The following is a 25,543-nucleotide window of genomic DNA, read 5'->3' as shown; positions in this document are numbered from 1 at the left end:
CTCGCCTGTTACTGTGCTGCTGATTGTTCGGCATTAACGGTAAGACGCGCAACCTGGTTAGTTCTGATAAAACGGCTCAGATCGACAGGTTTTCCTTGATACTGGATCTGCACCGCAGCCGGAGCGCCGATTTTAAGCTTATACGGTGCCTGACCGGTAAGATTTAACGTGCCATCTTTACGCTGCAAGCCGCTGAACAGCTTTTTGCCGGTTGCGTCTGTCACTTCCAGCCAGCAGTCGGCAGAAAAGTTCATGACCAGCGCGTTAGGGTCGGCAGTTGTGGTCCCTGCAACACCCGCCTGATCCGTTGGCAGTGGTTGAGCGGTATTCGCCGTATTAGCCGTGGTGGCTGGAGCGGTATCAACATTGGCCTGAGAAGGCGCAACGACGGCGTTTTGCGCCGTCGTTTGATCCGGTGTAGTCGCTGGTACAGGCGTCTGTACAGGTTCTACGGTCTGAGAATCTGTCGCAGCCGTTTGCGGCTCGACAGAAGTGCTGCTCTCGGTGTTTAACGGCACGCTTTGCGCGCCGTCGTTACCGGAATTGTTCAGCTCAGCTGATGACTGATCGGCCATCGTGGTGATCTCTTCCTGCTGCGCTTTGTGGTTTTGCCACCACCATGCGCCCGTCAGACCAATCACTACAAACAGCACCAGCCAGGTAAAACTCATCAGCCAGCCATCACGTTTTTTACGACGTTTGCCCAGAGAAAAAGTCTGCATCGGCGCGACTTTCGCCGCACGAACCGGTGCCTGTTTTTCCATCATAGGCAGCAGTTCTTCTTCAGGGATATGCACCAGTTTTGCATAAGAGCGGATGTAACCACGCAGAAACGTTGAAGCGAGATCGGCGGGAGCCTTATCTTCTTCAATATTGCGAACCGTGGAAACCTTCAGGCACAAGCGTTCTGCAACGGCTTGCTGGCTGAGTCCGAGTTGTTCACGGGCGTTGCGAAGACGAACGCCGGTGGAGAGTGCTTCATTTTGGTCGTGAGTGGCTTCAGTATTCATTCGCTACAACTACTTACTGGTACGTGTAAATTAGGGTTCAGGCGCCGGTGAGTCACAATGCCACCCGCACCGCGAAACTTCTGGTCATTTAACCGTAGTCGGACACTAAGTATAAGACTGTCCGGCCTTAGTTGACAGTGCAGCGCTACTCATGAGGCTAAACTGTTGTTGCGACGTTACATACTGCCTTAAAGTCGTCGGAAACGCACCGTAATTATTCAGCAATCCCAATGAATCTAACTGAATATTCAGTAAGCTAATGCGTCACGACGCAAATATGCGCCGTGACCGCATAAGAATCACACCGCTTTGACCTCAATCGCCTCGCCCTGCATGCGTTTACGCAGCGTACGCTTGGTACGGTCAATCACATCGCCAGCCAGCTGACCGCAGGCAGCATCGATATCATCACCACGCGTTTTACGCACGATAGTGGTGAAGCCGTACTCCATCAACACCTTGGAGAAACGGTCGATACGACTGTTCGAGCTGCGACCATACGGTGCGCCAGGGAACGGGTTCCAGGGGATCAAGTTGATCTTGCATGGCGTGTCTTTCAGCAATTCCGCCAGCTGATGCGCATGATCGGTTTCGTCATTCACATGATCCAGCATTACGTATTCGATAGTCACGCGACCCTGATTAGCATTGGACTTTTCAAGATAACGACGCACAGCGGACAGGAAGGTTTCGATATTGTACTTTTTGTTGATCGGTACAATTTCGTCACGGATTTCGTCGTTTGGTGCATGGAGAGAAATGGCCAGGGCCACGTCAATCATATCGCCCAGTTTATCCAGAGCGGGTACAACGCCAGAAGTAGAGAGCGTTACACGGCGTTTGGACAGACCAAAACCGAAGTCATCCAACATGATTTCCATCGCTGGAACGACGTTAGTCAGGTTCAGCAACGGCTCACCCATGCCCATCATCACCACGTTGGTGATTGGACGCGTGCCGGTGACTTTTGCCGCGCCAACGATTTTCGCCGCGCGCCATACCTGACCAATAATTTCAGACACACGCAGGTTTCGGTTAAAGCCCTGCTGCGCTGTTGAGCAGAATTTACACTCCAGCGCACAACCCACCTGGGAGGAGACGCACAGCGTCGCGCGATCTTCTTCCGGGATATAGACCGTTTCAACGCGCTGATCGCCAACCGCAATCGCCCATTTGATGGTGCCGTCAGCAGAACGCTGTTCTTCCACCACTTCCGGTGCACGGATTTCAGCGACGTCTTTGAGTTTGTTGCGCAGCACTTTGTTGATGTCAGTCATGTCATCAAAGTTGTCGCTGCAATAGTGGTACATCCATTTCATGACCTGATCGGCACGAAACGGCTTCTCGCCCATCTCTTTGAAAAACTCGCGCATCTGCTGACGGTTCAGATCCAGCAGGTTAATTTTTCCATTTTTATTTGGAACCGCGGCAATGGCGACTTCAGAGGTGTTAACTAGTTCAGACATAATATTTTCCGGCCTCGTTGTTACACGTTATGGCCCGTGGAGGGTTGAAAAGAAACGCCCCGGTAGGCGATCTGCTCTTCCGGGGCGTTGCATTGTACAAAGTCTGACGCAGGGATGCCACGTTTGCACGCGGCATTTACGAAAAATTAGTATTCCAGCGGAATTAGCGCGTACGTGCGCACACTTCGCCTTCTGCGAAGAAGTAAGCGATTTCGCGCGCAGCAGATTCAACAGAGTCGGAACCGTGGGTGCCGTTTTCGGTGAAGCTGTCCGCGTAGTCAGCACGCAGGGTGCCAGCCAGTGCGTTAGCCGGGTTAGTTGCGCCCAGCAGATCGCGGTGACGCTGTACTGCGTTTTCGCTTTCCAGTACGGAAACCACGATTGGACCGGAAGTCATGAACTCAACCAGGCCGTCGAAGAAAGGTTTGCCGTCGTGCTCAGCGTAGAAACCGCGAGCCTGTTCAACGGTCAGATGCAGCATTTTGGTGCCAACGATTTTGAACCCTGCAGATTCAAAGCGAGCAAAGATGCTGCCAATAACGTTTTTTGCCACCGCGTTGGGTTTGATGATGGAAAAAGTACGTTCAATAGCCATGATTACCTCTGTTATGTGTTCTGTTGTTTTGCATACGTCTGTATATGATGGCGCGGATTATAGAGAGCAATAGCGCCATTGCCTATGGTTCGACGTAACATTTTTTTAAAATAAGACGAGTTTTAGCAACAGGTCACATCTACGATTTTCTTTTCGTTACTGCAAGGTGAAATTCGCCGTGGCGACTTGCCCCGTCTCATCCAGTACCAGTAACTGATAATCCCCTGCTTTATCAAGCTGCAAAGTGTAAGCGCGTCCCTTCACATTTAGCGGTTCGCCGTTCAGGAACCACCAGCGCACGCTGTCGCTGCCGATGGCCTGTAGCGGCAGCGACACCCGAGTCTCACCGGGCAGACGTTTAATCAACGCGCCTTCACGTATGCCAGATAACATCAGCGGCGCGGGGGAATCTTGCGCCAGTGGAGGACAAACGGCAGAAGACGCAGGAACCCGCGCGGCTCTGCGCTCAGATGCAGGCAGCCACGGCTCCAGCGGCAGCGGCCAGACGTCGAGGATTTTCTCCTGCGCATCAGGGCAATCTGCCGCGACACGTTTGCCCGCTTTATCCAGCCAGACCGGGAAACGAATCCCGCGAATGCCTTCCTGCTCGGGAAGTAACAGCGTGGGCGGCTGGCTGCCATCAAGCAACCAGGTCGCGAGCCTGCGACGACAGTTCTCACTACCTTCAGGCAGCGTCTGTCCACCAGGCCAGCAGATCACAGCCCGACTTACGGAGGCTGGACGTGGATCGCGCGGCAAACGCCCCTCGTCGACTGTCGAACTCGACTGCAGCATGTTATTGACCTGGTTCAGCAACGGCACGGCGCTGGCAAAGCCAAACTGCCCGGCAACCGGTGTGCCGTCCGGTCGACCAGTCCAGATACCGATGATGTAACGCGCATTCAGGCCAACGGCCCAGGCATCACGATACCCGTAGCTGGTGCCGGTTTTCCACGCCAGAGGCGCAACCTGTGGCAGTGCACCATCAGGCAGCGGTTGCGTTTCGTTACCTAAAATGCGGCGAATAATCCACGCCGCACCGGGCGAAAGCAGCGGGCGCTCAATCAGCGGGTCACCAGGCTGCAAACGTAACTGTCCCGCTTTCCCCTGACGGGCAAAGGCACTGTAGGCGGCAGTGATATCTGCAAGCCTGGCGCCCGCACCGCCCAGTATCAGCGATAAATTGGGCTGCGCACCAGCAGGCAGGATCAGGCGTAATCCGACGTTGCTCAGCATCCCGGCGAAACGTTTGGGACCGTAGGCTTCCAGCACCTGAACAGCAGGAAGATTGAGTGAGCGCACCAGCGCTTCGCTCATACTGACGGGGCCATGAAATCCACTGTCAAAGTTGCCGGGACGATAATCCCCGGTGCGCCTTGGCACATCCTGTAAAAGAGAAGCAGGATGGATCAGACCGTCGTCCAGCGCCATGCCATAGACAAAGGGTTTCAGCACCGATCCCGGCGATCGGATCGCGCTCACCATATCGACGTGGCTAAACCGGCTGTCGTCATTGATGTCCACCGATCCTACCCAGCCACGCACTTTCATGTTGGTGTGATCAACGACGATCATCGCCAGAGAGCTGCGCGGGGGCAGACGAGATTTCCAGTTCATCGCCAGCTCTTCGAGCTGTCTTTGAAGCGAGGCATCCAGCGTGGTCACGATTTTATTGTCGCGGCTTTTGCTCAGCATCATGCGGGAGAACAACGGCGCCAGCTGCGGCATTTGTCGTGGAGCCAACCAGACCGGCTCCTGACGCGACTCTTTCACCTGCTGCTCACTCCAGACCCCCTGCGTCACCATACGCTCAAGCACTTTATTGCGTGCCGCTTCAGCGCGGTCTGGCCAGCGGTCCGGGCGCAAACGACTCGGTGCTTGTGGAAGCACTGCCAGCAGCGCGGCTTCGGAGTAGCTTAGCTGCGCCGGTGATTTCCCAAGAAAGGCCCAGCTTGCCGCCCCCACTCCCTGAAGTGTTCCACCAAAAGGTGCGCGATTGAGATAGAGGGTGAGAATGTCGCGTTTGGAAAGATGCCATTCCAGCTGCATCGCCCGCCAGAGCTGACGCACTTTGCCGCCAAAGGTACGCGGATGCGGATCGAGCAGGCGCGCCACCTGCATGGTGAGCGTACTGCCGCCCGACACCACTTTGCCAGAACTCAGATCCTGCCAGGCAGCACGCAAAACGGAGAACGGATTGACGCCCGGATGATCCCAGAACCAGCGATCTTCATACTGGATCAGGGCGGCGAGATAGCGGGGAGAAACCTCTTCGATCGTGACCGGATAGCGCCAGATCCCGTCGCTATCGGCAAACCGCCACAGTGGCGTACCTTTTTCATCAACCACCACCCGCGCCGGGTTGACCTCTTTCAAAGGCAACGGCCACAGGCGGTCGGCGACAAAAATCAGTCCCCATAAAATGAGAATCGCCCCCACCAGCCACAGCCAGCGGGAGCGAATGAGTCGAGATAACGTCACGTTACGGAACGATAATCAACGGGCCGCTTGCGGCACCCGTTGCCCGCCACTGTGGAACATACATAGATTCCACCATCGGAACCGGAACCTCATACGTCCCAGGCGTAACAGCGCGAGCCAGGTACACCAGCGTTACAGGCTGCCCGTCGTTCACCGGAACCGCCGCGACAAAGCGATCGTCGCGGAACTCCATATGCTGAATATCGGCCTGTTGCATCTGGTTTAACAGGTTCTGCACTTCACTGCCGCTGTCCTGAAGGCTGGCGCTACTGCTGGCGAGATTCTGGTTTTCCAGCTCAAGACCTGCCGGGAGTAAATCCACCACCAGCGCATCCGGGACATTTTGATTCGCTTTCACTTCCAGCCAGACCAGAACCAGTTCACCGCTCTTCAGGGAGGAGAGGGATTTACTGCTGCCGTCGGTCGCCAGAATATGACGCTCGATTTGCAGGACATTAGACGATGGCTCTGGGGCATATTCCGGATAACCTGTACTGTCGAGACGCACCCAGAGTGGCGTAGTGCCGCTGTTGGTGACCTGCAATGCGCCCAACTGATCGCCCGTGACATTTTGCACCTGAGACTTGTCGCTGCTCAGCGCTTTATCAGAGACGCTGGTCGTTGCTTGCCAGGCACCGGAAAGCGTCTGGAGCGAACGTCCGGCCAGGAACAGGGCATTGCTCTCCTGAGTCGAGAGCCAGCGCTGGCTGAACGCCTGTTGAGAGAGCGTATTCAGCAACGTGTTTTGCGCATCCGGCAGCAGTTTGTACTCTTCCAGCAGAGAGAGCATCAGGGCGTTATCGCGTAGCTGGCTGCCGTAGTCTGCCATCCAATTTTTGCTGTCACTGCGCGGGGTTTTTATCGCCAGATCCAACGCCTGCTGGCTGCGCGGCGCATCGCCCATCAGTTTCAGCGCCATCCCCAGTTGCATCAATGGCAGACCAGAACCGGTCTGAGCACGACGATCCCAGATTTCACGCAGAGCGCCGAGCGGAGCCTTTTGCTGGCGTGCGAGCACCAGGGCGGCATACGCTTGTACGGCGAACTTACTGGCCTGAGTATCATCGCTGTAGCGAATGGACATCATGCCCGGATCTTGCAGATAGCGCAGCAGACGGCTGTTGGCATTGTTCACAGCATCCACGGGCACGCTGTAACCCTGTTCGCCCGCGCGCACCAGGAAATCGGTGACGTAGGCGGTCAACCAGTACTCTTCCGGGCCATTTTTATCCCACAGGGCAAAACCGCCGTCATCGCGCTGCATTTGCAGCAAACGGGAGATGCCGATATCAATGGCCGCGCGACGTTTGTCATCGGTATCCCCTTTGATGCCAAGCGCGGTCAGCTGCGCGGCGTTGGTGTAGAGCGACGGGAACAGGCCGCTGGCGGTTTGTTCCAGACAGCCGTACGGATACGCCTGCAATTCGCGAATATAGCGCGCCAGATTCAGCGGCGGCTTACCGCTGAGCAGCAACTGCCCTTGCAGCGTGGCCGGAGAGAATCCCGTGATATGCTGCGTCGGTGCCGTCCAGCTTTCGCCTGGGTTGAGCATCGTGCCGGTATTGACCGTCTGCGCCGGGAACGCCGGACGCACGCCGATTTTCCAGCTTTTCTGCTGCGGTGCGAAGGTTTCGCCCGGAAGTTCAAGGCCGGTCACCTGCGCGGTAATTTCACCGTCGCCGTAGCCATCCAGCGCACGCACCGGAATAAACAGCGTATTGCGTACGCCTGGCGCCAGTTGAACAGGCTGCGGCTGCGCCCCTTCAAGAGACATTAAACCCGACGCGGTGAGCGATACGTTCAACGTCTGCGGCTTGTCGGTGAGGTTGGTCAAGTCCAGCGTCAACCGCGTGGAATCACCGCTGGCCAGGAAACGTGGTGTGTTCAACTCGGTAATCACCGGGGCGGCGACAATTACTTTTCCTTCGCTGCTACCAAAGTCATCCTCGGTCCAGGCCTGGGCCATCAAACGCAATTCGCCGTTGAAATCGCCAATCGGTAAGGTAATAGTCCCCTCCCCATTCGCGTCCAGCGTCACAGGCTGAGCCTGTTGAGCAATAATCGTGACGTGATTCACCGGCGGTTTACCGCCGCGTTTCAGCTCATCACCATCGCCACCAAAGCGCAGCGCCGCCATGCGTCCCTGTCCTTCGATAACCTGGCCGTAGATGTCATAGATATCTGCGCCGTAGCGTTTCTGGCCGAAGAACGCCTGCCACGGGTCGGGCGTGACGTAATCGGTGATATTCAGTACGCCGCTGTCCACAGCAGACACCAGTACGTTCACTTTCTGCGGAACAGCACCGTCTTTCACGCTGGCTTTGACTTTCACCGACAGCGTCTGATTCGGGCGCATTTTTTGCGGATTTTCCAGCGCAATATTCAGGCGACGGTTTTCATCACCCATCGGCAGATGCAACAGACCTACGGCGCGTTTTGGTGTCGCTGATTTGGATTTATCTCCCGGACGCACCACCAGCGTGCTGAGGTACAGATCGTGACGCTTCCAGGCCTTGTCGACTGGTATAGAGATATCCAGGCCATTGGCCGGAACGTCGATCTCTTTCCACCACAGCGGCCCTTCGCTGGATTCGATCATCGCATAGCCTTTACCCGCAGCAGGTGCAGCGACGTGTAACTTAATGGTGTCGCCTGGCTGATAGGAGGGCTTATCGAGTTTCAGCATCACCCGGTCCGGGCGCGCAGCGCCGGTGCCGTCGCTGTTATCCTGCCAGCTGTAGCCCGCCCAGAAGCGCACACTGCTGACCATGTTATCTGGGGCTTTGACTTCCAGGCGGTAAGAACCCCACTCCACCGGGAAGGTCACTTTGCCCGTTTCGTCGGCCTTAAGCGTCAATTCCTGCTCGCCTTCCACCAGATCTTTCTGGTCGAACTGCGACAGCCAGCCATCGCTTTCGGACCAGTTCCAGTAGTAGTCACGACGCTCGCGAATCAGGCGCACCTGAAGATCCGAGACCGCTTTTTTGGCGCCGCTGGCATCGGCATAAACAATGTCGAAACTGGCGTTGCCATTTTCATCGACAATCGGCTGGTTCACCGTAGTGTCGGTCCGATAGTCGTAGACCGCCTTACTGGCAAACTGCGGGCGAATCCCTGGCAGCGTATCGGCAGGCCAAATAGCCTGTTCCGCACGGCGCGTCACCGGACGTCCACCCGATTCCAGCAGGCTTGCCTGGAGAATCAACTGCAGCGGCGAGTGAGTTTCTTTCCACTGGCTTTCGGTCGAGACCTGACCCCGGCCTTGATCATTGAGCGCTAACTGCACTTCATCCAGGCTGCGGCTGAGATTCTCCTCAGCGATGTCGCCAAACTGGAAGCCTGGCAAAGCGCTGACCGCCTCACGCAGCGGACGAAGGAACAACTGCCCCTGCAGGTTATTACCGTTGGCCGGAGCACCGTAAAGGTAATATCCGACAACATCAAAATTCACCTCGTCCTGCGTCGAAACCGGGGCTTTCTGCCCGGTCAGATTCAGCGCCATGCGTTCAGGCATGAAATCTTCGACGTGGAAATCCCACAGACGTTGCTGGTTGTCGCCGGTATTGGCACGAACGTGCCACATGCCCGTTTGCGCACCGCTCTCCAGCGGGTAGTTAAAACGGTACAGACCGTTTTCCGGTTTGCTAACCACCGTGCGCGCCACTTGTCCATCCGGGCGCAGAACTTCCAGCTTCACTGGCTGGTCTGGCAGCGGCTTGCCATCACTGTCGCGCAGCAGACCGTTGAGGATCACCGTCTCGCCCGGACGATAAAGATCGCGCGGACCAAACATGAAGAATTGCTTGCTGTAACCCGGCGCACCGGCGATATCAAATTCCGCCAAATCGAGCGCCGGGAGTTTGAGATCAAGAAGCGTGGTCTGCCCGTCTTTACGGGCCAGAATCAGCGCGGCTTCTTTATCGGTTTCTAGCTTCGCGTGGCCGTCAGTATCGCTGGTGCCTTGCGCCAGCGTCTGGCCTTTATCGTTCAGCAGCAACACTTCAACGCCGGACTGCGCCGCGCCGTTCTCCAGGCTCTGGGTGAAAATATCCAGACGGTTGTGATAGCGGTGCGCGGATAAGCCCACGTCGCTCAGCGTGAACAGGGTTGCCGCGTTGCTGTAATTGTAATGCCCGGCCTGATTCATCACGGCGATATAGACGCCAGACTGCTGCAACGGTTTGATATCACGCAGTGGCAGGAGCAGTTTTTCACGCGTGTTGCGTGCCGGATTGAGATCAAAACGCCCGGTATAAACCAAATCTGCCATCTTCAACAGATTGTCGGATTCCCAGTTGGTCAGGGAGTTGCGGTACTCCCACTGGCTGACAAATGACGCCAGCGATTCCGGCTTCACGCGGTAGAAGTTCACGTCCACGTTATTGACGTTGAGCGCCATCACCGGCAGGCCTTCGACGACTTTTCCTGGCAGGAGCGAACCCCGGCTGGCAAAGCCCACGGTCGGTTCAATATCCCGCGTAGTGATCGCTTTTTCGTAATCGATGCCAAACGTCGCTTTATTCAATGCCTGAAGATCGCGCTCCACGGTGACAACCAGGTTGCGATTCGGCTCCAGGTGACGCAGGCGCAGCTCTTTCAGATTCGGGGCAAGTTCCCAGGCACCATCCACTTTGCCGCTCTTTTTATCGACGACATGAACCGTGCGGGCGAAATCCTGATCGGGATTGAGCGGAACGGAAAAAGTCAGCACCAGCGTTGATGCACCATCAAGCTGCACTTCCGAGGCATCCAGTAGCGTCAGCTCTTTGCCTTGACTCAGCGCGGCCAGTTTCGCCAGCTTATCAGCATCGGGTTTTACAGGGGCTTTTTCTGTCGGAGTGGACGCAGCGGGTGCCGTCGCCTGAGACTTGTCGTCACTGTTATCACAGCCAACAAGCGTAAAAGTGGTGAGTAGCGCGAGAGAAAGCGCAGCTAAGCGAAACGGTGTCATCCTATATCCCTGGTCCGTAGAGCCTGTTAGTCGTCCGACTAAGTATTATCCGCAAGTTTCACGAATACAAAAGTCCAATTTTAGAATCTGGATAGCGCCTCGCATATTACTCCCGGAAAGGGGCAACTGCTACTCAGATCACAGTGGTAAAGGTTACATGTTACCTTTCGCGTCATTTGTTTTTAAAACAATAAGATAGCTGGATGTAAAGGTCACCCACCTGCTAGTTTAAACCTGAGACGCACCCAGAGTGCGCGGTTCACTTAGAGAGATAGCCATGAAACGAGCCGTGAACGCCCTACAAAATTTCGGAAAATCATTATACGGACCGGTACTTATCTTACCGATTGTCGGGCTGTTCATCGCCTTCGGCAACGTATTGGGTAACGGTAATCTAGCAGAATATGTGCCGTTTCTCGGCCATCCTTTGATTCAAAACATTGGCCAGCTGATCGCCAAATCAGCGGTCTCTGTGCTGGTAAACCTGGCGCTGGTCTTTGCGGTCGGCATTCCTATTGGTCTTGCGACGCGGGACAAAGGTTACGCCGCGCTCATAGGGCTGGTGACCTTTGTGGTGTTCATCAACGCCATGAATGTGACGCTCCAGCTGCAAGGGCATCTGGCTCCAGCCGATCAGATGAAAGCCGCCGGGCAGAGCATGGTACTCGGTGTACAAGTGCTGGAGATGGGCGTGTTCGCCGGGATCCTGACGGGTGCATTGTCGGGATACCTGTACAACAAATACTCCGGCGTACAGTTTAACGGTGCGATGGCGATCTACTCCGGGCACTGCTTCGTGGCGATTGTGATGCTGCCAGTATCGATGTTGCTCGGCGTGTTAATGAGCGAACTGTGGCCCTTCGCCCAGCACGGTATCAGCGCGATGGCTCTGGCTATTAAGGGTTCTGGCGCGTTTGGCGTGGCGATTTATGGTTTCCTGGAGCGCATTCTGGTGCCGACAGGACTCCATCATCTGGTCTACACCCCGTTCCTGTATACGGAGCTTGGCGGCACGCAGGACGTGTGCGGCACGGTGTATCAGGGCGCACGGAATATCTATTTCGCTGAAATGGCCTGCCCGGAAGTAAAACAGTTAAGCAGCACGGTGGTGTGGGATGCGCGCGGGATCAGCAAGATGTTCGGTCTGCCCGCCGCAGCGCTGGCAATGTATATGACAGCCCGCCCGGAACGTAAAGCGCTCGCTAAAGCCATTCTGATCCCGGCGGCACTGACCTCCCTGTTGGTCGGCGTGACTGAGCCGCTGGAGTTCTCATTCCTGTTTGTCGCCCCGCTGCTGTTTGTAGTGCATGCGGTACTGACCGGGATTGGCATGATGCTGTTCTACCTGTTTGGCGTTCATGCTATCGGCGCTAACGGCATTATCGATTTCATTTTGTACAACCTGCCGCTCGGCACCGAAAAGTCCAACTGGCCGATGTACATCGTGGTCGGGATGATTATGTTTGCCCTCTATTTCATCGTGTTCCGCTTCCTGATCCTGCGCTTCGACATGAAAACGCCGGGCCGCGAGGATGACGAACAGGAAACTCGTCTGTACAGCAAACAAGAGTATCAGGCGAAGGGCAGCAACGACGGGCTGGGCGAGTCCATCGTGGTCGGTCTCGGCGGGCGAGCAAACATTGAAGTGGTGGATAACTGCTACACCCGACTGCGCGTCACCGTCAAAGATGTCGACATCATCGACGAACCCCGTCTTAAGGCGACGGGCGCGAAAGGCATTATCAAGCAAGGTAACAACGTTCAGGTGGTCTACGGGCTGCACGTCAAAAAAATGCGAGAAGCCGTTGAGACGTTTCTCTGAAGGAGCCAAACATGTTTAAACCTCCCTTTATTCTGTCCATTGCCGGTGGCGGCAGCACTTACACGCCGGGCATTGTGAAAAGCCTGATGGTCCAGTTGCAGGATTTCCCGCTGGCGGAAATTCGCCTCTACGACATCGACGCCGCACGCCAGGACACCATCGCGCCAGTGGTCGAAAAAGTAATTCGCGACCACAGCCAGAGCATCAAATTTACCGTGACCGACAACCCGGAAGTGGCGTTCAGCGGGGCACATTTTGTCTTCGCTCAGATGCGCGTCGGTCAGTACAAAATGCGCGAGCAGGATGAGAAGATCCCCCTGCGCCACGGCGTCGTCGGCCAGGAAACCTGCGGTCCTGGCGGGCTGGCCTACGGTCTGCGCACCATTTTACCGATGGTGGAGCTTATCGACCTGGTCGAGCGTTACGCTCACCAAAAAGCGTGGATCGTGAACTACTCCAACCCGGCGGCAATTGTGGCAGAAGGCGTGCGTCGCCTGCGCCCGAATGCCCGCGTACTGAATATCTGCGATATGCCGGTGGCGGCGATGCGCAATATGGGCGCGATTCTGGGTGTCGATCGTCACAAGCTGGAAGTCGACTATTTTGGCCTGAACCACTTCGGCTGGTTTACCCGCGTACTGGTGGACGGCGTCGACAGATTGCCGGAACTGCGTCGCCACATCGCGAAATACGGCCTGCTGACGGAAGACGCGGCCAAAACCGACCCGCAGCACTCGGATCCCTCGTGGGTGAAAACCTGGCGCAACATTAAGCCAATCATGGATAACTTCCCGGAATACCTGCCGAACCCGTATCTGCAGTATTACCTGATGCCAAACCAGATTGTTGAGCATCAGAACCCGGACTACACCCGCGCCAACGAAGTGATGAACGGGCGAGAGAAAAAACTATTCGCGGCGGCGGAAGAGTACAAGCGTACCGGCATTCTGTCCGACGCTTTCCACGTCGGTGTACACGGCGAGTTTATTGTCGATGTTGCGCGCTCACTGGCGTTCAACCTGCGTCAGCGCCATCTGGTGATGGTTGAAAACCGTGGGGCGATCACCAATCTGCCGTACGACGCCGTAGTAGAAGTCCCGGCCTATATTACCTCCGAAGGGCCAGAGCCGATTCGCGTGGGCCAGGTTCCGCTGTTCCATCAGACGCTGCTCCAGCAGCAGCTCGCCTCTGAGCAACTGCTGGTGGAAGCGACTATCGAAGGCAGTTACGAAAAGGCGTTGCAGGCATTTACCCTGAACCGCACCGTACCGACGATGGAACACGCGAAAGCCATTCTTGATGAGATGATTGAGGCCAACCGCGACTACTGGCCTGCGCTGCAAAAAGCATGGCAGGACGGCGAAGCGGTGAAAAAATAAGGGCTTGCTCGCGAGTTGAACGTGGTGTGCTTGTCGGTGTCAGAAAAAACACCGACAATCCTTTCAATTCAAAAATGAAATGGAGGCACCCATGTCCACCTCATATTTTGTCGCAGCCGACTGGCTTCTCGAACACAGCGACGACCCGGAAGTGCAAATTCTTGATGCGCGAATGGCCCCTCCAGGGCAAGAACATCGCGACGTTCCCGCTGAATACCGCGCCGGACATCTCCCGGGCGCGGTCTTTTTCGATATCGAAGCCCTCTCCGATCACACCTCTCCTCTGCCGCACATGATGCCGCGCGCGGAAGCCTTTGCCGTGGCGATGCGCGAGCTGGGCGTGAGTCGTGACAAGCATCTGGTGGTGTATGACGAGGGCAATCTGTTCTCCGCCCCACGCGCGTGGTGGATGCTGAAAACCTTTGGCGTCGAGAATGTGTCTATTCTGGCCGGTGGACTGGCGGCCTGGCAGCGCGACGAACTGCCGCTTCAGCAGGGGGATGTCGCTCTGCCGGAAGGGGATTTCGACGCCACGCTCGATCCGACCGTCGTGAAACGTCTGACCGATGTATTACTGGCGAGCCACGAGAAAACGGCGCAAATCGTCGATGCCCGCCCTGCGCCTCGCTTTACTGCCCAGGCCGACGAGCCGCGCCCTGGCCTGAAACGCGGCCATATTCCCGGCGCACTTAACGTGCCGTGGGGCGATCTGGTCTTTGAAGGCGAGCTGAAAACCACCGATGAACTGAGCGAGATTTTTGAACGTCAGGGTGTGGATTTGCACAAACCGGTCATTGCCAGCTGCGGCTCTGGCGTCACCGCCTGCGTGGTGATCCTGGCGCTGGCGACCCTTGGCGTGACCGACGTGACCTTATACGACGGCGCGTGGAGCGAATGGGGTGCGCGTGACGATCTGCCGATTGAACCCGCTCAATAATGGATAACCGGCTGGCGACACTGCTCACGCGCGGGGAATCGTTGACCCGCGCGGAATATCGCGTCCTGTCGCATCTCACGGAGCATCCCCTGCTGGTGGGTAATATCACGGTGCGCGAGCTGGCGCAGGCGACATTTGTCTCGACGGCGACCATTATGCGCCTGTGTCAGAAGCTGGGGTTTAGCGGCTTTAGTGAGTTCATCTGGCACTGCAAGCAGTTACTCACCGATACGCCGCACATTGCGAGCCAGGCTCAGGATTTACCCCACCTGCCCGCCCTGTTCAGCCAGTTTATCGCCAACTATCAGCAGACGTTTCAGTGGGTGACGGAAGAGAAGCGCCGTCAGTTTGCGACGTTGCTGCGCGAGAAAGAGAGTTTCTTTTTGTACGGGGCCGGGTTTTCCTATTTGTTCGCCGAGTACCTGACCAAAAAACTGCAGGTGCTGGGCAAAACGGCGTTTATTTCCGGGCCGGGCGACAGTCGGAATATTTTTCTCAGCAACGCCGCGCGCTATCAGGTGTTTATCGCGGTGTCGCGCAGCGGCGAAACAGAACAGGTTCTGGATAAAGCGCGGATCGCTAAAAACGTCGGCATGACGGTAATCGCCTTTACCCGTGCGTCAGCGAATACCCTTGCCGGGATGGCGGATCTGCATTTTGCGCTGTATGACGAAGCGGTGCATTACGCCGCCGAGGCCGCAGGCGTGACGTCGTTTGAATCGAATCTGGTGTTACTGATGGATTTACTGCTGCTGGAAGCAACGGGGTGAATGTTCACCCCGCTCACTTTAGATAATGCGGGTGGTTTTCAAATCGCGCAGGAAGCCGCCCCAGCGACGTTCGTAGAACGGCGTGATGTGCTCGGTAATAAAGTGGCTGATGCCCTTCTCACCTTTAACGACCTGACAGATATCAATCGGCTCGTCGCCCGGCAGAGTATCGGTAGCAACGCTACCTGTCGCCTGAATGATCTCTTCGATATCACCGTCCGCTTCAATCCCAATCAGCAGAACTGGCTGTTCTTCCGCGCTCTCTTTGATCGAGCAGAGAAACGCGCGTTTCACCGGTTTGATGGTTTTGAACAGCGTGGTCAGGGAGTCGATCATCTGCGCCGGGGGTTCGGCCACTTCGGACAGCAGCAGCGTTTCGCCGCCTTCCAGCACTTCCTGCGTACTCAGCGGGTTGCCCTCTTCGCCAATCAGATGGCTGATTTCGCGCGGGGTGAACTCTTTTCCGGTCGGCAGTTTGGCGTTGAGGAACAGGGTTTCGCCGAGCGTCATTTCGAACAATGTGCGCACGGGCATGACCACAAACGCCTGCTCGTCTTCAACCGCTTGCTGTAAGGCTTCAAGTGAGGTGAAGAACGGGATGACGGAAGTGCCGTCGTCTTTTTCCCAGTGCAGCAGATCCAGCGCGCTGTCTTCAACAACCTGCCCGCCTTCCGCCGCCGTTCCTGGAACCCAGACGGTGGACTCCAGCAGGGTGCGGAAAAATGCCGGACGATGGGCGGGCTCAGTCGCCGCCTGCTCCAGCAGAGTTTCTAATTCGTTTTTGGTTTCGGACATAGTTTCGTTACGTTAATCGCCCGGCGGCGCTGCGCTTGCACGGGCCTACGGGTTTTGTAGGCCGGGTAAGCGCAGCGCCACCCGGCATTAAGCCAATTACTCAGCCGTCAACAGATTCGCAATAGTGCGCACACCCAGACCGGTGGCGCCCGCAGACCACTGCTCAACGCCCGCTTTACGGTAGGTGGCGGAACAGTCGATGTGCAGCCAGCCTTCGCGATAGTTTTCAACGAAGTGGGACAGGAAACCTGCCGCGGTGCTTGCACCCGCCGGATAGGCTGCGCTCGCAGTGTTATTCAGCTCGGCAAAGTTAGACGGCAGTTGGCTGCGGTGGAATTCCGCCAGTGGCAGACGCCAGAACGGTTCGTTCTCAGCGGCGGCACTCGCCAGCAGACGGGCGGCCAGTTTGTCGTCGAAGCTGAACAGGGCGTGATAGTCGTTGCCCAGGGCGGTTTTCGCCGCACCCGTCAGGGTCGCCATATCGATGATCAGCTCTGGTTTCTGCGCAGATGCGTCAATCAGGCCATCGGCCAGCACCAGACGGCCTTCGGCGTCGGTGTTCATCACTTCAACGTTTTTACCGTTGCGATAGCGAATGATATCGCCCAGCTTGAACGCGTTGCCGCTCACCATGTTGTCGGCGCAGCACAGATACAGTTTCACGCGCTTATTCAGGCCACGGGTGATGGCAAACGCCAGTGCGCCAGTGATGGTCGCCGCGCCGCCCATGTCGGACTTCATAGAGTCCATGAATGCGCTTTGTTTCAGGCTATAGCCGCCGGTATCAAAGGTGATACCTTTCCCGACCAGGCAGGCAAAGACAGGCGCTTGTTTGTCACCCGTTGGGTTGTAATCCAGCGCCAGCAGCACCGGTGGACGCTCGGAACCACGGCCCACGGTGTGAATACCCATGTAGTTCTGCTCGCGCAGATCTTCACCTTTGGTGATGCGGTACGACATTTTATCGCCTGCCGCTTTGCACAGCAGATCGACCGCGCGCTGCGCCAGCTGCTCTGGACCGAGCTCTTCCGCCGGGGCGTTGATGGTGTCGCGCACCCAGTCGATGATGGTCAGACGGTTTTCCAGCTCTTTCTGCGCGGCTTCATCGAGGTTTGCCCACTCGACTTTACGGGTGCCTTTCGGGCCTTTGTAACCCGCCCAGAAGGCCCAGCTGCGATCCGTGTCCCAGCCTTCACCAGCTAGAGTGACATGCTTGATGCCCAGGCCGTCGATTTTACGCGCGGCGCGCTGGATCAGACCCAAATCATCGGAATCGTTCAGGTGCAGGGTAATACCGTCGTTGTTAATGCTGTAGGTGGCTTTGTCGCCCCAGCGTGCGTCCGCAGGCTGTGTAGAGAGCGTAATTTTCATCGCTTCGGTCATTTTATTTTTCCTTATTAGCAACTAGCAAACGGGCCGCCAGAGGCAGCCCGTATATTCATTCCACTAAATGATTCGCGCTGCAGAAAGGCGGCAAGCGAGCAAATCCCCAGGAGCAGAGATTACTCTGTGACTGGGGTGAGCGAGCGCGGCCAACGCATCTGCAGCGTGAAGCATGACGTGGAACTACTCTGCTTCATCTAACCAGACTAGCAGAATCGCCTCCAGAATTTTTTCATTGGATGCGCTAGGATCGTCGTCAAAATCTTCAAGATCGCAGATCCACTGATGCATATCGGTGAATCGGACGGTCTTGGGGTCGAGATCCGGGTTGGCGTCGTATAGCGCCTCGCCGATTTCGCGGCTGTCGGTCCACTTCAGTCCCATACTACCCCCTGTTAATGCTCACGCGCATGGTTGATAGTGTAACGCGGGATTTCGACCACCAGGTCTTCATCGGTGACGCGCGCCTGGCAGCTTAAACGGCTGTCTGGCTCCAGACCCCATGCTTTATCCAGCATGTCGTCTTCGTCTTCGGTGCTTTCCGCGAGGGAGTCAAAACCTTCACGCACGATGCAGTGGCAGGTGGTGCAGGCACAGGATTTTTCACAGGCGTGTTCAACTTCGATACCGCCGCGCAGGGCAACATCGAGAATGGTTTCGCCGGTCTCAGCTTCCAGAACTACGCCATCCGGACAGAGGTCCGCATGAGGCAGAAAAACAATCTTTGGCATATTAAACCTCGTCCACGGACTGGCCTTTCAGCGCGGTACGGACAGACTGGTCCATACGGCGTGCGGCGAAGTCCTGGGTTTGTTTATCAACGTTTTTAATCGCTTGTTCTATTGCGTCAGCGTCATCGCCGTCGGCCACTGCGCGTAACTGCGCGGTAGCATCGTCGATAACCTGGCGCTCGGCGGCGCTTAACAGCGCGGCATCAGCAGTGAGTGCGCCTTCCAGACTTTCCAGCACGCGCGCGGCTTCGACTTTTTGTTCAGCCAGCATACGCGCCTTCACATCCTGTTCGGCATAGCTCATTGAATCCTGAATCATGGTGGCGATTTCGCCATCGGTCAGTCCGTAGGACGGTTTGACCTGAATGGAAGACTCCACGCCGGTCGATTTTTCCATCGCCGTGACGCTCAGTAGACCGTCGGCATCCACCTGGAAGGTGACGCGGATATGCGCCCCACCCGCTGGCAGCGCCGGGATACCGCGCAGCGCGAAACGCGCCAGCGAACGGCAATCCTGAACCAGCTCGCGCTCGCCCTGCATCACGTGGATGGACATCGCCGTCTGACCGTCTTTGAAGGTGGTGAACTCCTGCGCGCGCGCCACCGGAATAGTGGTGTTACGCGGGATCACTTTCTCGACCAGGCCGCCCATCGTTTCCAGCCCTAACGAGAGCGGAATAACATCGAGCAGCAGCATTTCGCTGTCCGGCTTGTTGCCGACCAGAATGTCCGCCTGCACCGCCGCGCCAATCGCCACCACTTTGTCCGGGTCGATGGAGGTGAGCGGCGTACGGCCAAAAAATTCGCCCACGCGATCGCGCACCAGTGGTACGCGGGTCGATCCGCCAACCATCACCACTTCCAGCACCTCGCTGGCGTCGACGTTGGCGTCTTTCAGTGCGCGACGACAGGCCAGGAGCGTGCGTTTTACCAGTGAGGCAATCAGTTCGTTGAACTGCTCGCGGGTGATTTCACCGCTCCAGCCCGCCACGTTAACGGTGACAGACTGCGCGTCGCTAAGAGCAATTTTGGCGTCAATAGCGGCGTCGAGCAGTTCGCGCTGGACGCGGACGTCGCTGCGATCGGCAATGCCTGCCTGTTCGCGAATGTAATCCGCCAGCAGATGGTCGAAGTCGTCGCCGCCGAGGGCAGAATCGCCGCCGGTCGCCAGCACTTCAAACACACCACGGCTGAGGCGCAGAATGGAGATATCAAAGGTGCCGCCACCGAGATCGTAAACGGCAATCACCCCTTCCTGACCGGAGTCGAGGCCGTAGGCAATCGCTGCTGCGGTAGGCTCGTTGAGCAGACGCAGCACGTGCAGGCCCGCCAGACGTGCAGCGTCTTTGGTGCCCTGACGCTGGGCATCGTCGAAGTAAGCCGGAACGGTGATCACCACGCCGTCCAGCTCACCTTCAAGCGTTGCCGTCGCACGCGCCGCCAGCGCTTTGAGAATGTCGGCAGAAACGCGAATCGGGTTGAGTAAACCGGCGTCGGTGGCGATCATCGGCAGGCCGTTTTCACTGGCTTGCAGCTGATAGGGCAGATGCGGGTAACGCGTCTGAATATCGACCAGCGAGCGGCCCATCATTCGTTTTACCGAGCTGATGGTATTGGCTGGATCTTTCGCGGCATTGGCGCGCGCGTCATATCCTACCGAGTAGCCCTGCTGCTGGTAGTAAACCACGGAAGGCAGCAGATGACGCCCTTCGGCGTCCGCCAGGGTTTCCGCCTGGCCGCTGCGTACGGTCGCTACGAGGGAATTGGTGGTGCCTAAATCAATGCCCACCGCCAGACGACGCTGGTGCGGTGCGGCGCTGAGGCCAGGCTCACTAATTTGTAATAAGGCCATAATTGCTTCCGAAATCAGAAATCGAGCAGCTTTTCTTCGAGTTGTTCAGCACTGCTTCGTAGTTTATCGAGAAAACGCAGCTTGCGTACAGTGTCCGCCGCCACGTCCCACGTCTGGTTATTCAGTTGTTCAACCATCAGCTGATGGCGGGAGTCGAACATCGCTTTCACCCGTTTGATGAAGCTTTCAAGACGCGCTTCGTCTTTTGCCTGTTCGATCTCATCCAGCTCTTCGCGCAACTCCAGCTGTTCCATCAGGAAGGCGGTGTCACGGACGGTGTGTTGTTCGCTTGCCAGATCAAAACCGTGCAGGGAGAGCAGATATTCCGCGCGTGCTAACGGATTGCGCAGAGTTTGCCACGCCTGGTTGATCGTGGCCGACTGCGAAACTGCAGCCAGTTGCTCCGCCGGGGTACCGCTGGCAAATTTATCCGGGTGGAATTGACGTTGCAGATCCTGAAAACGAACCGTCAGGCTCTGAATATCAATCGGGTACTGGGCGGGCAACCCAAAGAGGGTGAAGTAATCCATAACAATCTCAGGGTTAGCCAGTTAGAACAAACCCCACACGTAGCCAGGCCACGGTGGGGTTTCGGATAACGCGCCGTTAAACGTGGAAGCTTTCGCCGCAACCGCACTCGTCTTTTACGTTCGGGTTAGTGAATTTAAACCCTTCGTTGAGGCCTTCTTTCACGAAGTCCAGTTGAGTGCCGTTGAGAAATTGCAGGCTCTTGCCATCGACTACTACCTTCACGCCTTTATCTTCAAACACGGTATCATCAGTTGCCGGTTCGTCAACAAACTCCAGTACATAAGCCATACCGGAACAGCCGGAGGTACGTACGCCCAGTCGCAGGCCAAAGCCTTTACCACGGTTCGCCAGAAAGGAGCTTACTCGCGCGGCAGCGCTGTCGCTAAGGGTAATCGACATACTCAAACCTCAATTATTTCGCTTCACGTTTGCTTTTATAGTCCGCAATAGCGGCTTTGATCGCGTCTTCTGCCAGGATAGAACAGTGAATTTTCACCGGTGGCAGTTCGAGTTCGTCAGCAATATCGGTGTTTTTAATTGCCTGAGCTTCGTCCAGAGACTTGCCCTTTACCCATTCGGTAACGAGGGAGCTGGATGCGATTGCAGAACCGCAGCCGTAAGTCTTGAAACGTGCGTCTTCAATGATACCTTCATTGTTGACTTTAATCTGCAACTTCATCACGTCGCCACAGGCCGGTGCGCCGACCATACCGCTACCAACGCTTTCGTCGCTGTTGTCGAAAGAGCCAACGTTGCGTGGATTCTCGTAATGATCAATAACTTTTTCGCTGTATGCCATTTTTTAACTCTCCTGTCCTACCGATTAGTGATGTGACCATTCGATGCTGTTGATATCCACGCCCTGTTTGAACATTTCCCACAGTGGAGAAAGGTCGCGCAGGCGGCCAATGGAGTTACGAACCAGTTTGATGGTGTAGTCAATCTCTTCTTCGGTAGTAAAGCGACCTAAAGAGAAACGGATAGAGCTGTGTGCCAGCTCGTCGGTCATACCCAGCGCACGCAGCACGTAGGATGGCTCGAGGCTTGCAGACGTACAGGCGGAACCGGAAGAAACGGCCAGGTCTTTCAGGGCCATGATCAGTGATTCGCCTTCAACGTAGTTGAAGCTGACATTAAGAATGTTTGGAGCACCCTGTTCAAGATCGCCGTTCAGATACACTTCTTCCATATCTTTCACGCCGTCCCACAGACGGTTACGCAGAGTGCGCAGACGCGCCATCTCGCCTTCCATCTCTTCTTTCGCGATACGGTAGGCTTCGCCCATGCCGACGATCTGGTGAACAGGCAGAGTGCCGGAACGCATGCCGCGCTCGTGACCGCCGCCGTGCATCTGTGCTTCGATGCGGATACGTGGCTTACGACGAACGTACAGCGCGCCGATACCTTTCGGGCCATAGATTTTGTGGCCGGAGAAGGACATCAGGTCTACTTTCAGCTGGCTCAGATCGATAGGCAGTTTGCCCACGCTCTGGGTCGCATCAACGTGATAGATGATGCCGCGCGCACGGCACAGTTCGCCGATAGTCGCGATATCCTGCACCACGCCGATTTCGTTGTTTACATGCATAATGGACACCAGAATGGTGTCGTCGCGCATTGCCGCTTCGAGCTCTTTCAGGTCGATAATACCGTTGCTCTGTGGGGCGAGATAGGTGACGTCAAAACCTTCACGCTCAAGCTGACGACAGGTGTCCAGCACGGCTTTGTGTTCGGTTTTGCTGGTGATGATGTGCTTGCCTTTTTTCTGGTAGAAGTTGGCAGCACCTTTGATCGCCAGGTTGTCGGATTCGGTTGCACCGGAGGTGAAAACAATTTCACGCGGATCGGCACCAACCAGCTCAGCAATCTGATTACGGGCGATATCTACCGCCTCTTCAGCATGCCAGCCAAAACGGTGTGAACGGGAAGCTGGGTTACCAAAGTTTCCGTCCAGGGTCAGACACTGCATCATTTTCTCGGCAACACGCGGGTCCACCGGCGTGGTTGCGGAGTAATCGAGATAGATCGGTAATTTCATTGCTCTATAAACTCCGTACATCGCTTCAATGCAAGGAATCAGGCTAACCGGCTGGATGTACGACCGAGTAGACGGGGCGAGTTAACGCCCCGGCCTGATTCTGAAATTCTTTATATTTTTTTGCCCAAAATAGTTCGTGTTGCATGCAGCACGAAATATGACGGGCAAATTATGCGCGTAATTTGACGTCGATCGCGTCTTGTCCGCGGGTGCTGCGTTGGTTTTCGTGATTGTGCTGACGACCAGACACATCCAGAACTTCCTGGTTATTCACCAGTTCACCGAGGGTGATGTTGTTCAGGAAGCCGGTCAGACGGTCGCTCAGATCGCGCCACAGCGCGTGGGTCAGGCATTTATCGCCGCCCTGACAGCCGCCTTTGCCCTGGCAACGGGTCGCATCTACCGACTCATCAACAGCGCTGATAACTTCGCCAACTGCAATACTGCCCGCGTCTTTACCCAGCAGATAGCCGCCGCCTGGGCCACGCACGCTGGAAACCAGTCCGTTTTTACGCAATCTGGAGAATAATTGTTCCAGATAAGACAGGGAAATTCCCTGACGTTCAGAAATATCAGCCAACGGAACCGGGCCCGATTCAGAGTTGAGCGCGACGTCCAGCATCGCGGTCACAGCATAACGCCCTTTAGATGTCAGTCTCATGTCTTACTTAACCTCAAACTCGCCCCTGCCCGGGGTTTTTTATTGTAAAATGGGGGGTATTGCATAGCAGGGGCAAGTCTGACATTCCCGACTAAATTGGTCAACTATTTACTTGACTGTTTTAGTCAGGTATTTAACCTTCTGTGCCTTCAAAGCCTTGCCGGGTGGCGCTTCGCTTACCCGGCCTACAAAATCGTGCGTACTGTGCCACCCGGCAACAGGCCGCATTATTCTTTATTCTTCTGCTCAATAATCGACGCCAGCATCCCACGCAGGATATTCAGCTCCTGTGTTTCCGGGCGAGCACGAGTAAACAGACGGCGCAGCTTATTCATTACCTGGCCAGGATGGGACGCGCGGATAAAGCCCGTCGTCAGCAGCGTTTGCTCAAGGTGGCCGTAAAAACGCTCCAGATCGTCCACCAGCGGATACGCAGCTTCTTCTGGCTGTTCAGCGGTAACACCTTTTTCCTGAGTCGCCAGCCAGGCCATACGCACTTCATAGGCGATAACTTGCACCGCCATCGCCAGGTTCAGCGAGCTGTATTCCGGGTTCGCGGCGATCGCCACGTGGTAGTGACACTTCTGCAGTTCGTCGTTGGTCAGACCCACACGCTCACGGCCAAACACCAGCGCAATCGGCGCTGACGCGGCTTCTGCGACGCTTTTCAGGCCGCATTCGCGCGGATCGAGCATCGGCCACGGCAGCGTGCGTGAACGTGCGCTGGTCCCGACCACCAGGCTACAGCCCGCCAGCGCTTCGTCAAGGGTGTCAACAATTTGCGCGTTGCCAATCACGTCACTCGCGCCTGCTGCCAGTGCGATAGCCTGAGAATCTGGTTTCACCAGCGGATTGACCAGCCACAGATTGGTTAAACCCATGGTTTTCATTGCGCGGGCGACAGAGCCCATATTGCCAGTGTGTGATGTTTCGACCAGTACGATTCGGATGTTTTGCAGCATAATGAGTTTTGTCTGAGACCAGTGTCTAAAGAATATTCAGCCATATTATCATAAACGAGAGACATGATCCGAACTCGCTGCTATACTCTGCGCCGTTTTCGAGTATCCCTGTTCTTTAACATCCAGTGAGAGTAACCGATGCAACATCCTATGTTGACCATCGCCGTGCGCGCAGCGCGCAAGGCGGGTAATGTAATTGCCAAACACTACGAAACGCCAGATTCTGTAGAAACCAGCCAGAAAGGCAGCAATGACTTTGTGACTAACGTCGATAAAGCCGCAGAAGCGATTATTGTCGAAACCATTCGCAAATCTTACCCGCAACACACCATCATCGCCGAAGAAAGCGGTGAACTGGCAGGCGAAGATCAGGATGTTCAATGGATTATCGATCCACTGGATGGCACCACCAACTTCGTTAAACGCCTTCCTCATTTCTCTGTCTCTATCGCAGTACGCATCAAAGGCCGTACTGAAGTAGCCGTTGTATACGATCCAATGCGTAACGAACTGTTCACGGCAACCCGTGGTCAGGGCGCACAGCTGAACGGATACCGTCTGCGTGGCAGCAACTCTCGCGATCTGGATGGCACGATTCTGGCGACCGGTTTCCCGTTCAAAGCCAAACAACACGCTCAAACCTACATGAAGATCCTTGGCAAGCTTTACACCGAATGCGCGGATTTCCGTCGCACCGGTTCTGCTGCACTGGATCTGGCCTACGTTGCCGCTGGCCGCGTTGATGGTTATTTTGAAATCGCGCTGAAGCCGTGGGATTTTGCAGCTGGCGAACTGATTGCTCGTGAAGCAGGCGCCCTGGTATGCGACTTCACTGGCGGTCACAACTACCTGATGAGCGGTAACATCGTTGCCGGTAATCCACGTGTTGTGAAAGCGATGCTGGCGAACATGCGTGACGAACTGAGTGAAGCGCTGAAGCGTTAATTCCTTTCGGTTCCCTCTCCCTGTGGGAGTGTACGGTCCGGGGACATCATGAACACTTGTTCGGGGACATGGTAGACACTTACAACTAAGGCATACGAACCCGTTTATGGAGTCGCTTATGCCCTGGGATGCGAGAGATACCATGTCATTACGTACCGAGTTTGTTCTGTTCGCCTCGCAAGACGGGGCGAACATCCGTTCTCTTTGCCGTCACTACGGCATTTCGCCCGCTAC

At 56.0% G+C, this 25,543-nt stretch carries 21 protein-coding genes and 1 pseudogene; 6 read left to right on the top strand and 16 right to left on the bottom strand.

The window, feature by feature from the left end; all coding sequences use genetic code 11:
- Window positions 1-8: 8 nt before the first annotated feature.
- The 5 genes from rodZ to C3708_RS15790 form a co-directional block, all read right to left on the bottom strand.
- Complete coding sequence (gene rodZ, locus C3708_RS15810) at window positions 9-1,010, bottom strand: cytoskeleton protein RodZ (protein WP_103947304.1); 1,002 nt, start codon at window positions 1,008-1,010, stop codon at window positions 9-11.
- 299 nt (window positions 1,011-1,309) lie between these two features.
- Window positions 1,310-2,476, bottom strand: coding sequence for a bifunctional tRNA (adenosine(37)-C2)-methyltransferase TrmG/ribosomal RNA large subunit methyltransferase RlmN (locus tag C3708_RS15805; RefSeq protein ID WP_095282893.1), 1,167 nt, complete (start codon window positions 2,474-2,476; stop codon window positions 1,310-1,312).
- 163 nt (window positions 2,477-2,639) lie between these two features.
- Entirely contained in the window at window positions 2,640-3,071 is a 432-nt protein-coding gene (gene ndk, locus C3708_RS15800; RefSeq protein ID WP_095282894.1) for a nucleoside-diphosphate kinase, read from the bottom strand.
- A 156-nt stretch (window positions 3,072-3,227) separates the two neighbouring features.
- Window positions 3,228-5,552 carry a peptidoglycan glycosyltransferase PbpC gene (pbpC, locus tag C3708_RS15795; protein WP_103949690.1) on the bottom strand — a complete coding sequence of 775 codons (2,325 nt, stop codon included), beginning with the start codon at window positions 5,550-5,552 and terminating at the stop codon, window positions 3,228-3,230.
- Between the two features lies 1 nt (window position 5,553).
- Window positions 5,554-10,503 carry an alpha-2-macroglobulin gene (locus C3708_RS15790; protein ID WP_103949689.1) on the bottom strand — a complete coding sequence of 1,650 codons (4,950 nt, stop codon included), beginning with the start codon at window positions 10,501-10,503 and terminating at the stop codon, window positions 5,554-5,556.
- A gap of 277 nt (window positions 10,504-10,780) precedes the next feature.
- Between C3708_RS15790 and C3708_RS15785 the strand changes: the two genes are divergently transcribed.
- The 4 genes from C3708_RS15785 (at window position 10,781) to C3708_RS15770 (ending at window position 15,411) form a co-directional block, all read left to right on the top strand.
- On the top strand, window positions 10,781-12,325 hold the full coding sequence (locus tag C3708_RS15785; protein WP_103949688.1) for a PTS transporter subunit EIIC: 1,545 nt from the start codon (window positions 10,781-10,783) through the stop codon (window positions 12,323-12,325).
- Window positions 12,326-12,336: 11 nt separating this feature from the next.
- Window positions 12,337-13,704, top strand: a complete 1,368-nt coding sequence (locus C3708_RS15780) for a 6-phospho-alpha-glucosidase (protein ID WP_103949687.1) — start codon at window positions 12,337-12,339, stop codon at window positions 13,702-13,704.
- Window positions 13,705-13,795: 91 nt separating this feature from the next.
- Window positions 13,796-14,641 (top strand): 3-mercaptopyruvate sulfurtransferase, encoded by an 846-nt coding sequence (sseA, locus tag C3708_RS15775; RefSeq protein WP_095282899.1) that lies wholly within the window; start codon window positions 13,796-13,798, stop codon window positions 14,639-14,641.
- Window positions 14,641-15,411: a MurR/RpiR family transcriptional regulator gene (locus C3708_RS15770; protein ID WP_095282900.1), complete on the top strand. Its 771-nt coding sequence runs from the start codon at window positions 14,641-14,643 to the stop codon at window positions 15,409-15,411. Before sseA ends, C3708_RS15770 begins: the two co-directional genes overlap by 1 nt.
- A gap of 18 nt (window positions 15,412-15,429) precedes the next feature.
- Here the strand turns inward: C3708_RS15770 and sseB are convergent, their stop codons facing one another.
- The 11 genes from sseB to trmJ form a co-directional block, all read right to left on the bottom strand.
- Window positions 15,430-16,206 (bottom strand): enhanced serine sensitivity protein SseB, encoded by a 777-nt coding sequence (sseB, locus tag C3708_RS15765; RefSeq protein ID WP_103949686.1) that lies wholly within the window; start codon window positions 16,204-16,206, stop codon window positions 15,430-15,432.
- A gap of 96 nt (window positions 16,207-16,302) precedes the next feature.
- Window positions 16,303-17,589 (bottom strand): aminopeptidase PepB, encoded by a 1,287-nt coding sequence (pepB, locus tag C3708_RS15760; protein ID WP_103947297.1) that lies wholly within the window; start codon window positions 17,587-17,589, stop codon window positions 16,303-16,305.
- A gap of 183 nt (window positions 17,590-17,772) precedes the next feature.
- Window positions 17,773-17,973, bottom strand: coding sequence for a Fe-S cluster assembly protein IscX (gene iscX / locus C3708_RS15755; protein WP_095282903.1), 201 nt, complete (start codon window positions 17,971-17,973; stop codon window positions 17,773-17,775).
- Between the two features lie 11 nt (window positions 17,974-17,984).
- A complete protein-coding gene (fdx, locus tag C3708_RS15750; RefSeq protein WP_095282904.1) occupies window positions 17,985-18,320 on the bottom strand; it encodes an ISC system 2Fe-2S type ferredoxin in 336 nt (111 codons plus the stop codon).
- Between the two features lies 1 nt (window position 18,321).
- Window positions 18,322-20,172, bottom strand: a complete 1,851-nt coding sequence (gene hscA / locus C3708_RS15745; protein ID WP_103949685.1) for a Fe-S protein assembly chaperone HscA — start codon at window positions 20,170-20,172, stop codon at window positions 18,322-18,324.
- A 14-nt stretch (window positions 20,173-20,186) separates the two neighbouring features.
- Entirely contained in the window at window positions 20,187-20,702 is a 516-nt protein-coding gene (hscB, locus tag C3708_RS15740) for a co-chaperone HscB (protein WP_095282906.1), read from the bottom strand.
- 76 nt (window positions 20,703-20,778) lie between these two features.
- A complete protein-coding gene (gene iscA, locus C3708_RS15735; RefSeq protein ID WP_095282907.1) occupies window positions 20,779-21,102 on the bottom strand; it encodes an iron-sulfur cluster assembly protein IscA in 324 nt (107 codons plus the stop codon).
- A 13-nt stretch (window positions 21,103-21,115) separates the two neighbouring features.
- A complete protein-coding gene (gene iscU / locus C3708_RS15730) occupies window positions 21,116-21,502 on the bottom strand; it encodes a Fe-S cluster assembly scaffold IscU (RefSeq protein ID WP_005120408.1) in 387 nt (128 codons plus the stop codon).
- Window positions 21,503-21,526: 24 nt separating this feature from the next.
- Window positions 21,527-22,741, bottom strand: a complete 1,215-nt coding sequence (locus C3708_RS15725) for an IscS subfamily cysteine desulfurase (protein WP_095282908.1) — start codon at window positions 22,739-22,741, stop codon at window positions 21,527-21,529.
- A 169-nt stretch (window positions 22,742-22,910) separates the two neighbouring features.
- Window positions 22,911-23,402, bottom strand: coding sequence for a Fe-S cluster assembly transcriptional regulator IscR (gene iscR / locus C3708_RS15720; protein ID WP_095282909.1), 492 nt, complete (start codon window positions 23,400-23,402; stop codon window positions 22,911-22,913).
- 227 nt (window positions 23,403-23,629) lie between these two features.
- Entirely contained in the window at window positions 23,630-24,364 is a 735-nt protein-coding gene (gene trmJ / locus C3708_RS15715; protein ID WP_095282910.1) for a tRNA (cytosine(32)/uridine(32)-2'-O)-methyltransferase TrmJ, read from the bottom strand.
- A gap of 138 nt (window positions 24,365-24,502) precedes the next feature.
- Here trmJ and suhB point away from each other — a divergent pair, with 138 nt between their 5' ends.
- Both suhB and C3708_RS15705 read left to right on the top strand, forming a co-directional pair.
- Complete coding sequence (suhB, locus tag C3708_RS15710) at window positions 24,503-25,309, top strand: inositol-1-monophosphatase (protein WP_095282911.1); 807 nt, start codon at window positions 24,503-24,505, stop codon at window positions 25,307-25,309.
- A gap of 106 nt (window positions 25,310-25,415) precedes the next feature.
- A pseudogene (locus C3708_RS15705) lies at window positions 25,416-25,543 on the top strand (IS481 family transposase); the annotation flags it as partial.

Source organism: Lelliottia sp. 7254-16 (genome assembly GCF_002922995.1).
Lineage (GTDB): Bacteria > Pseudomonadota > Gammaproteobacteria > Enterobacterales > Enterobacteriaceae > Enterobacter > Enterobacter jeotgali.
Note: the sequence above shows the minus strand (reverse complement) of the source record. Positions and strands in the feature narration are given on the sequence as shown.